The organism is Rosenbergiella sp. YN46, from assembly GCF_036620675.1.
Classification (GTDB): domain Bacteria; phylum Pseudomonadota; class Gammaproteobacteria; order Enterobacterales; family Enterobacteriaceae; genus Jejubacter.
On the sequence record NZ_JAZHEE010000016.1, the window covers coordinates 83,267 to 90,897 of the forward strand.

6 protein-coding genes are annotated in these 7,631 nt (G+C 57.9%); 4 read left to right on the forward strand and 2 right to left on the reverse strand.

Features of this window, described 5'->3' with window-relative positions; genetic code table 11:
* The first annotated feature begins 6 nt into the window (after positions 1 to 6).
* Both suhB and csiE read left to right on the forward strand, forming a co-directional pair.
* Positions 7 to 810, forward strand: coding sequence for an inositol-1-monophosphatase (suhB, locus tag V3W49_RS13195; protein WP_500146053.1), 804 nt, complete (start codon positions 7 to 9; stop codon positions 808 to 810).
* A gap of 261 nt (positions 811 to 1,071) precedes the next feature.
* A complete protein-coding gene (gene csiE, locus V3W49_RS13200; RefSeq protein ID WP_500146066.1) occupies positions 1,072 to 2,349 on the forward strand; it encodes a stationary phase inducible protein CsiE in 1,278 nt (425 codons plus the stop codon).
* Here csiE and V3W49_RS13205 read toward each other — a convergent pair.
* Both V3W49_RS13205 and V3W49_RS13210 read right to left on the reverse strand, forming a co-directional pair.
* A complete protein-coding gene (locus tag V3W49_RS13205) occupies positions 2,346 to 3,485 on the reverse strand; it encodes a 3-phenylpropionate MFS transporter (protein ID WP_500146055.1) in 1,140 nt (379 codons plus the stop codon). The two genes, csiE and V3W49_RS13205, sit on opposite strands and share 4 nt — an antisense overlap.
* A gap of 61 nt (positions 3,486 to 3,546) precedes the next feature.
* Positions 3,547 to 4,278, reverse strand: coding sequence for a YnfC family lipoprotein (locus V3W49_RS13210; RefSeq protein ID WP_500146056.1), 732 nt, complete (start codon positions 4,276 to 4,278; stop codon positions 3,547 to 3,549).
* 259 nt (positions 4,279 to 4,537) lie between these two features.
* On the opposite strand from V3W49_RS13210, the gene V3W49_RS13215 reads away from it, so the two are divergent.
* Both V3W49_RS13215 and V3W49_RS13220 read left to right on the forward strand, forming a co-directional pair.
* On the forward strand, positions 4,538 to 5,947 hold the full coding sequence (locus tag V3W49_RS13215) for an MFS transporter (protein ID WP_500146058.1): 1,410 nt from the start codon (positions 4,538 to 4,540) through the stop codon (positions 5,945 to 5,947).
* An 83-nt stretch (positions 5,948 to 6,030) separates the two neighbouring features.
* Positions 6,031 to 7,530: a TrkH family potassium uptake protein gene (locus tag V3W49_RS13220; protein ID WP_500146059.1), complete on the forward strand. Its 1,500-nt coding sequence runs from the start codon at positions 6,031 to 6,033 to the stop codon at positions 7,528 to 7,530.
* Positions 7,531 to 7,631: the final 101 nt, after the last annotated feature.

Genomic DNA, 7,631 nt, shown 5'->3' on the forward strand with positions numbered 1-7,631 from the left:
TAACCCATGCATCCGATGCTCAACATCGCCGTGCGCGCAGCGCGCAAGGCCGGTAATTTTATTGCTAAAAGCTATGAAACGCCGGACGCGGTGGAAGCCAGCCAGAAAGGCAGCAACGATTTTGTCACCAACGTCGACAAAGAAGCCGAACGCGTTATCATCGAGACTATCCGCAAGTCTTATCCCCAGCACTCCATCATTACTGAAGAAGCCGGTGAACTGGCGGGCAGCGACCAGGATGTACAGTGGGTTATCGATCCTCTGGATGGCACTACCAACTTCATTAAACGCCTGCCGCACTTTTCGGTCTCTATTGCCGTGCGCGTTAAGGGCCGTACCGAAGTGGCCGTGGTTTACGATCCGATGCGTAACGAACTGTTCAGCGCGGTTCGCGGTCAGGGCGCCCAACTAAATGGCTATCGCCTGCGCGGCAGCAACGCCCGCGATCTGGACGGTACTATTCTGGCTACCGGCTTCCCGTTCAAAGCCAAACAGCACGCCACCGCCTATATCAACATGGTTTCCAGCCTGTTTACCCAGTGCGCCGACTTCCGCCGTACCGGCTCCGCCGCGCTGGATCTGAGCTATGTCGCCGCCGGCCGCGTCGACGGTTTCTTTGAGATTGGCCTGAAGCCCTGGGACTTCGCTGCCGGTGAATTACTGGTACGAGAAGCAGGGGGGCTGGTATGCGATTTCGTCGGTGGTCATAACTACCTGACCAGCGGCAACATCGTGGCCGGTAACCCGCGAGTCGTGAAATCCCTGCTCGCCTGCGTACGCGACGAACTGAGCGAAGCGCTTAAGCGCTGATGCCCGTGCTCCGCCCCGGTTCAGAAGGGGCGGAGCCCTCACCCCACCGGCTGAGTCACCGCCAGCCACATCACCATTCCCGCCGCCGGTATGGCCTCCCCGCGTACAGCAACCTCCTGATTTAATAATATCCACCGTTCGTCAGCGAATAATACTGTGAGCCAGGCGAAACAACCTGTTGAAAAATGTCTGACAGACAAAACGGAGCATAAAACTTCGACTATCCTTGGATCTGAACACGACTAACGGGAACACCGGATGATGACAACGCTTCACCCGCCACCTTCTGTGCTTTCCGATCCGCAACGCCGCTGCCACCTGCTTTTGATGCTCTGTCTTCCGGGACAGACGGTGACGCCCCAGCTCATCGCACACCTCAACGGGGTGGATGAAGCCGTCGTTCACCAGGATATCGCCGACGCCCGCCATGAACTGCGGGAAAATTACCGGCTTAATATCCTGACTCAGCCCGACGGTAGCTACCGGATTGAAGGCACCGCACTGGATCGCCGGCTTTGCCTGCTCCACTGGCTGCGTCGGGGACTACGCCTGTGCCCGGATTTCGTCCGGCATCAGTTCGCCCCCTCCCTGAAACAGGAATTGCGTCAGCAGGGGATTTCGCGCGCACTCTATGACGATACTAACCTTCAGGCCCTGGTCAACCTCTGCTCGCGTCGTCTGAAACGCCAGTTCACCCCGGTCGACAGCCAGTTCCTGAACCTGTATCTGCAATTCTGCCTGACCCAGCATCAGCAGGGCCATATACCCCAGTTCAGCGACAGCCAGCGGCGCTGGGCCCAGACCCGCGCCGAAGCGCTGGCGGCGAAAGAGATTGTACGCCACTGGGACCGGCGCACACCGCACTCCCCCCATGAAAACGAACGCCTGTTCCTGGCGGTGCTGTTTATGCTGCTGCGCACTCCGGATCCGCGTAACGACAGCCAGCGCCAGGACCGGCGGCTTAAGCGCGCCATCGCCGATCTTATCGCCTGTTTTCGCGAGCTGTCCGGGCGCGATTTTAGCGACGAAAAAGGCTTGAGCACTCAGCTTTATATTCATCTGGCCCAGGCGCTGGATCGCTCGCTGTTCGATATCATGGTATCCAGCCCGGTGACCCGGGATGTGGCGACGCTTTACCCAAAACTGATGCGCACCACCCGCGAAGCGCTAATTCCGTTCGAAAATCGCTACGGCGTGCGTTTTTCCGATGATGAGGCGGGGCTGGTGGCGGTCATTTTCGGCGCCTGGTTAATACAACCCAAAGATCTTCATGAACGACAGGTGTTGATCGTGACCGGCGAAAATCCGTCGCTGGAAGCGCAGATAGAGCAGCAGCTACGTGAACTAACGCTGCTGCCTATCGCCATCCGCCACCAGTCGTTAACCGATTTTCAGGAAACGGGAGTTCCCAAAGGGGTGGCGGTCATCATTACCCCTTACGCCACGCCACTGCCGCTGGTTTCGCCACCGCTTATCCACAGCGAAGGGCCACTGGGCGAGCGCCAGCAGCTGCATATTCGGGAAATACTGGAAGGCTAATCCCTTGCCGCCACGGAAGGCCGCAATATCAAAGCCGGCAGCGCCACCAGCGCCATCACCCAGAACAGCCCGGCCCCCAGATGCTGATAGAGAAAACCGGAAACCATCGTCATCAGCGCGATGCTGCCCCCCAGCGCCACCGCCGAATAGAGCGCCTGCAGGCGAATCGCCTGAGCGCCGCGATGCGCCGAAATATAGCGAATCGCCGCCAGATGGCAGACCGTAAAGGTGCCGCAGTGCAGAATCTGCATCACAATCATCCACGGCAGTTCGGTGGTCCAGCCCATCAGCCCCCAGCGCACCACGCCTGACAGCGCGGAAAGCAGTAGCAGATCCCGGGCGCTCCAGCGCCGGAACAACCGGTTACTGAAAGTGAAAACCAGAATTTCCGCCACCACGCCCAGCGACCAGAGGTAGCCCACCACGCTCGACGAGTAGCCCACACTCTGCCAGTACAGGGCGCTAAAGCCATAGTAGGCGGCATGAGCCCCCTGCAGCAGCGTCACGCAGCCCAGAAAGCGCCAGTTTTCCTGTAACAGCCGACGCCAGGCCTGCCAGCCGGCATGCTCCGCACCGCGGGCGTCGCCTTCCGGCGCCACAGAAGGCCGCAGCAGCATCCCGCTCAGCATGGTGATAACCCCCAGCGTCAGCACCATCAGGATCGCCTGGTGACCGTAGAGGCTGACCAGCTTGCCGGTCAGGGCCGAGCCAATCACAAAAGCCAGCGATCCCCATACCCGAACCCGGCCGTAATCCATAGTGATCTGACGCTGCCAGGTATTGGCCAGCGCATCGGTCAGCGGCACCAGCGGAGAGAAAAAGAAGTTAAAACCCACCATCACCAGCAACAGCCAGAGCGCGGCGTTACCCAACCAGAAGCCCACCGTGAAGATCAGCGCCACCAGCGCCAGCAGACGCAGCGCCTGCACCAGCCTTCCAGGATCCCGCACCCGCGGCGCCAAAAGCAGGCTCCCCAGAAAACGCGCCACCAGCCCGGCGCCAAGCAACAGACCAATGGTTTCCGGCGTCAGACCACTGCCCTTGAGCCAGACGCTCCAGAACGGCAGAAAGACACCGTAGCTAAAAAAGTAGGTAAAGTAACTGAGCGCCAGCCAGCGCGTTGATTGCACGACCATTATTCCCTCCCCTGCGAAGCCGATACTCTGGCAGAGGCTCCGCATTCAGGCAAGCGGGAAGTCAGTAATAGGTGGTGTGGTAGCGAATCTGCTGCTGCTCTTTCTTTTCGCCGCCGTCGGTCAGGGTGTTAACGGCGTAATCACAGACCAGGGGGTTGGCCATTTTATCGTAGCGGCACTTTTTCAGCGCCTGGTAGAACGGCATGCCGTTACTCAACCCCTGAGTAATGAAGTCCCAGGGTTCGTCCAGCTTGCGTTTCGGCTCCGTGATTAGCAGTACATCGCTCTGCTCACTGTAGAACACAATACTTTTAGGCATGCCTTCCCGAGTATAGAAGTACTCCCGATAAACCCAGGCGTCTTTAGCATCCTTCACCTTCACCAGAAAACCCTTGTCGTAAATATAGCGCTTGCGAGCCGGATCGCTGTTGGTGGTTTCCACAATCTGGCATTTGTCGTTAAGTACGATGGTATTGCGCTTGTCACGCACTGATACCAGGGTGTTGCTGTTATCAGCCCGCACCAGCTTCATTGACTCACCGCGGGTTCGGTCCTCCCGCTCATACTCCTTAAGGCACCCGCTGGAATCAAAAACGCCTTTCGCCACCATCAGCGGTTTATCGCTGCCGCCGTACAGCGCCTGCTCAAAGCTTTTTACGTTGCCGCGCAGCGCATCGAACTCCAGCTCATTAGACAAACTCGCCATCGCCGGGCGGAAAGGCTGCACCTGCGACTCTCCCCACGCGCTCCAGGCCGTCAACATGATGGCAAAACACAATAAACTCTTTTTCATAAGGCTCCGGTTTCCTGCCCGGTGTAAGGAGGCAATTAAGGAACGGAATACGTTAAAGGATAGAAGAATTCTCCGGGCTGACACCTCCAGCCGTCTAAGCCCAAAGCGTACTATCCGATATCTTTCACTAACGGTACGCCACTGCCCCTGTTTTTACGCTGAATTTTCGCTGCCAGCTAATGATTTAAATATTTAACTCCATTTACATTAAATTAACATTGACGGGCAAACACAATAATTATCAGAGGATAACAGTAACATGCAATCCCGCACTTTACCCTTCGATGCGACAGCGCCTGATGCCGAACCCGGACGTGATATTGCGGGGCGCATCAATGCGCTGCCCTCCTCCCGCGGCCTGTGGAGCTTTATCGTACTGCTGTCGCTGGGCGGTTTTTTCGAACTCTACGACCTGTTCCAGACCGCCTGGATCAGCACCGGTCTGGTTGCCGACGGCATCTTTCATACCGGCAGCGATGGCCTGTTCGGCGTAGCCGACCAGGCGGCATTCGCCTCAGTGACCTTTCTGGGACTGTTTATCGGCGCCAGCCTGCTGGCGCCCCAGGCTGACCGTTTCGGCCGTCGCCTGACCTTTATGTTCGCGCTGGCCTGGTATGGCGTGTTTTCCCTGCTGATGGCCTGTCAAACTACCGCAGAAGGAGTCATCCTGTGCCGCTTTATGGTCGGCATTGGCCTGGGAATCGAACTTGTGACTATCGATACCTACCTGAGCGAATGGGTACCGGCGCCGCTGCGCAACAGGGCGTTCTCCTTCGCCTTCTTTATTCAATTTCTGTCGGTGCCCACGGTAGCGCTGCTCTCCTGGTGGCTGGTGCCTCACAGCTACTTCGGCATTAGCGGCTGGCGGCTGGTGGTGATTATTGGCGCCGTCTGTTCACTGGTTATCTGGCTGGTGCGCAAGAACCTTCCGGAATCAGCGCGCTGGCTGGTGCGCCACGGGCGCAGTGATGAAGCTCACCGGGTGATGTGCGATATGGAACGACGCTGCGGTCTTCAGCCAGCCGCCCGCTTCGATGCCGGCGATATCTCGTCCGCTGCCGCTGGTCGCGGCAGCTTCCGGGAGCTGTGGTCGCCGGACTACCGTCGCCGCACCCTGATGCTGTGCGTGATGAACTTTTTCCAGGCTATCGGTTTCTTCGGTTTCGGCAACTGGCTGCCGGCGCTGCTTTCGGGTCAGGGCGCCAGTATCACCCACAGCCTGCTCTACGCTTTCTTTATCACCCTGGCATACCCGATCGGCTGTCTGATTTGCAGCCGTTACGCTCACCGCATGGAGAACAAGTGGCAGATAGTCTTCTCCTCTCTGACCACGGTGGTGTTTGGTACCCTGTTCGCGCTCCAGAATCAACCGCTACTGCTGATTCTGTGCGGCTTTATGATAACCTGGTCCAACGCCTGGCTGACCATTAGCTATCATGCCTACCAGGCCGAAGTCTTTCCCACTCATATCCGGGCCAGAGGCGTTGGCTTCTGTTACTCTTTCAGCCGCTTATCCACCGCGTTTACCAGCATTCTGATTGGTCTTATCCTGCAATACAGCGGCACAGGCGGAGTAATAGTCTTTATCGTGCTCAGTATGCTGATGGTGATGCTGTCGGTGGGAGTGTTCGGGCCGAAGACCCGCGGCCTGAATCTTGAAGCAATCTGAAAACACGATTTCAGGATATGGCGTACCGCTTGTGATATCTTTAGCCGCGTTTATGTGAACGATCTCCCCCGGGCGGGGGAGTCATGAGGACAACAGGTTTGTACGCCAGCGCCGAATCCGTTTCATCACCCCCATCCCGCATCCGGATAGTCATCCATCTGTGCGGCTTTCTGGTCTTTCTCTACAGTCTGACCATGCTGCCGCCTGCCTTTGTCGCACTGATCAACAAAGAGCGTAGCCTGTTCGCCTTTCTGATCACCTTTGCCGTCTTCGCCACCCTGGGGGCTGGTAGCTGGGCCATGACGCGAACCAGCAGCGTTCAGCTCAAAACCCGCGACGGCTTTCTGATTATCGTGCTGTTCTGGCTGTTATTTTCTCTTATCAGCGCCCTGCCGCTATGGCTGAGCGACGAACTGCAACTACGGACGGTGGATGCGCTGTTTGAGGGGATTTCGGGGATCACCACCACAGGCGCGTCGGTGCTGAGTGAAGTCTCGGGACTGCCGCGCTCGATTCTTTACTACCGGGCGCAGCTTAACTACGTGGGCGGTCTGGGCGTAATCGTACTGGCAGTAGCGGTGCTGCCGCTGCTGGGGATCGGGGGGATGAAGCTGTATCAGTCGGAGATGCCCGGCCCGTTTAAAGAAGAGCGCCTGACGCCGAGGCTGGCGGATACCGCAAAGCAGCTATGGCTGACCTATCTGCTGCTGGGCGCCGCCTGCTCCTTCGCCTTCTGGGTCGCCGGAATGCCCGGCTTTGACGCGCTGTGCCACGGCATCTCTACCGTATCGCTGGGGGGATTCTCCACCTGGAATGAGAGTCTGGGCCATGCCGACAGTCTGGCAGTGGAAGCCGTTGCGGGCGTTTTTTCGCTGCTGTCGGCCATCAACTTCGCACTCTGGTTCGTGGTGCTCAGCCGTCGTAGCCTGAAGCCCTTTATGCATAATGCCGAGCTGCGCTTCTTTCTGCTGGTGGTGGCGATAGTGGTAGCGGTAGTCACTCTGGAGGCCTGGCGCGCTGGCCTGTATGACCTGCCGGAATCTTTTGTACACGCCTTCTTTCTGACCAGTTCAATGATTACCGATAACGGTCTGGCCACCGGCGACTATGCCGACTGGCCGGTACATATCATTGTGTTACTGCTGTTAAGCAGCTTCTTTGGCGGCTGCGTCGGCTCCACCTGCGGCGGTATTAAGGCGCTGCGCTTCCTGGTACTGTTTAAGCAAAGCCGCCAGGAAATTCACCAGCTAGCGCATCCCCGGGCGTTGATTAGCGTGCGTATCGGCGGCCATCCGGTCAGCGATCGGGTGCTGCGCAGCGTCTGGAGCTTCTTTTTCCTTTACGCCCTGTGTACCTGCCTGTTTATCATTCTGCTGAACCTGCTGGGCTACGATCTGCTGACCGCCTTCGCCACCGTCGCCGCCTGTATCAACAATATGGGACTGGGCTTCGGCGAAACCGCGGCGGGATTCGGCGCCCTGAACGATCCGGCCAAGTACCTGATGTGCGCCGCTATGCTGTTGGGGCGTCTGGAGATTTACCCGGTACTGATTCTGCTGTCGCGCACCTTCTGGCGTAGCTAAAAAAAACGCCGGCCACTGAGGCCGTAATGCCGATCAGTTAAGGATCGGTTGATCGATCCAATAGTTGTGTAAGAATCCGGAAACGCTCACTCGTTTCCGGA